This is a genomic window from Mycolicibacterium arseniciresistens (genome assembly GCF_030519285.1).
Lineage (GTDB): Bacteria > Actinomycetota > Actinomycetes > Mycobacteriales > Mycobacteriaceae > Mycobacterium > Mycobacterium arseniciresistens.
Map to the genome: position 1 here is coordinate 1 of NZ_JAUMSQ010000575.1, position 609 is coordinate 609.

Annotated in this window: 1 protein-coding gene; it reads right to left on the reverse strand. The window is 71.1% G+C overall.

Features of this window, described 5'->3' with window-relative positions; translation table 11 throughout:
- The coding region (locus tag Q2100_RS31575; protein WP_302917169.1) for an LpqN/LpqT family lipoprotein at nucleotides 1–609 on the reverse strand (609 nt) is incomplete at both ends.

Sequence of the window (609 nt, forward strand, 5' to 3'; positions counted from 1 at the left end):
GGCGGCCGGGGACGCGGCGGTGCCCGGCGCGGCGACCCTGAAACCGGTCACGATGGCGTCGGTGGCGTCGGCCGCCGTCGGGGCGCCCTGGTTGCCTGCACCGGCGGTCACCGTCAGCGACACCAGGTAGCGGTCCTGCCCCGACGCCGCGAGCACGTGCCGCCGGGAGGTGTTGAGCATCTGTTCGGTCGAGCGGTAGCTGCCCTCGATGAGGGCCGACGGGAACCCGTTGAACTCGGCCAGCGAAGCGTTGATGGAACGCCAGCCCGGCAGCTGCTGGCTGTCGACGAGGCCGTGGCTGATGGCCTCCTTGGGATCGAAGTCCCCGATGAGCTTGTAGACCACGACCTGCGCGTTCGGTGTGTAGAGATCGCCGCTGTTGCGGTCGGCGATCACGGCGAAGGCGTCGGGCACGTTGGGGTCGGGCACCTGCGACCAGCCTGCGGGCATCGGCAGCACGATGTTGAGCGCGGTGAACCCGTTGGCCACCTGCGGCTCGAGCTTGACGTTCTTGGCGGTGAAGAACTCGCGCAGAGTGCCGGACGTGGCGGGCGTGATGGCGGGCACCGCGGGGGCGACGGCCTGGGCGATCGGCGCGACCGGTGCGGC